The organism is Sulfitobacter aquimarinus (assembly GCF_040149565.1).
In the GTDB taxonomy this organism is placed as follows: Bacteria; Pseudomonadota; Alphaproteobacteria; order Rhodobacterales; family Rhodobacteraceae; genus Sulfitobacter; species Sulfitobacter aquimarinus.
This window is the reverse complement of the sequence record NZ_JBEFLO010000027.1, coordinates 1-1,198: the sequence shown is the minus strand read 5'-3', so window position 1 is coordinate 1,198 and position 1,198 is coordinate 1. Positions and strand designations below refer to the sequence as shown.

The 1,198-nt window shown below is 53.6% G+C and carries 1 protein-coding gene; it reads right to left on the bottom strand.

What is annotated here, in order from left to right; genetic code table 11:
* Positions 1-39: 39 nt before the first annotated feature.
* Positions 40-1,127 (bottom strand): IS3 family transposase gene (locus tag ABMC88_RS18470; protein ID WP_349578362.1). Its coding sequence is split into 2 segments (ribosomal slippage): positions 40-866 and positions 866-1,127, totalling 1,089 coding nucleotides; the frame shifts between segments, so codons are not numbered across the junction.
* Positions 1,128-1,198: the final 71 nt, after the last annotated feature.

Below are 1,198 nucleotides of genomic sequence, written 5' to 3'. Positions count from 1 at the left end.
GGTAATCCCCCCATTTTTAGTGGGGCTCAGCCATAGAATTCACGCGGCTGTTTTCAGTTTCATGGCGGGTGTCATGCCGCCGATGCCCATGTTGGGTCGCTCGTTGTTGTAAGTCCATAGCCATTCTGTTGCTTGGTCCTGCGCCTCCTCAATGGTTTCAAAGATATATTGCCCCAGCCATTCGCCGCGAACGGTGCGGTTGTACCGTTCAATGTAGGCGTTCTGCTGCGGCTTGCCGGGTTGGATATATTCGAGCCGTACGTTGCGTTTCTCAGCCCATTCCATGAGCTTCCCACTGACGTATTCTGGGCCGTTGTCCACACGAATAGTTTGGGGCTGGCCGCGCCATTCAATGATCTGGTTCAGGCTGCGTACGACGCGCTCGGCTGGCAATGAGAAATCGACTTCAATCGCCAAGCCCTCACGATTAAAATCATCGAGCACGTTCAACGTCCTGATCGACCGACCGTCTGCAAGCTGATCGGCCATGAAATCCATCGACCAGGTCTCATTGGGCTTCTCTGGCACAGCCAGTGGTTCAGGTTTGTCCCGCTTCAGCCGTTTTTTGGGCTTGATCCGCAAGTTCAATTCCAGCTCGCAGTAGATCCGATAGACCCGCTTGTGGTTCCAGCCATACCCTTGAACGTTGCGCAGATACAAAAAGCACAAACCAAAGCCCCAGTTGCGCTTGTTCGCCGTCAGACGTTCCAGCCAGTCCGCAATCTCTTCGTTCTCGTCGCTCAAAACAGGGCTGTAGCGATAACAAGTCTCACTGATCTCAAACGCACGGCACGCCAACGCGACGCTTACTCCGTGCCGTGCGACCGCATTCATGGCCATCTCTCGCCTCTGAGACGGCCTTAACGCTTTTTTCCAAGCGCCTCCTTCAGCAAGTCGTTCTGCATGCTCATCTCAGCATACATGCGCTTCAGACGGCGGTTCTCCTCGGCCATATCCTTCATCTCAGAAATCAAAGACGCATCCATGCCGCCAAACTTGGCCCGCCACTTATAAAAACTGGCGCTGCTCATTCCATGCTCGCGGCACAGTTCAGAAACCGGCACACCGCCCTCCGCTTGCTTCAGGATCGCCATGATCTGCGCGTCGCTGTATCGTCCATTCTTCATCGTAAATCTCCTCAGATATCTTGCCGAGAAAATTCTACTTTTGAACACCACTAATTTTAGGGGGGATTACC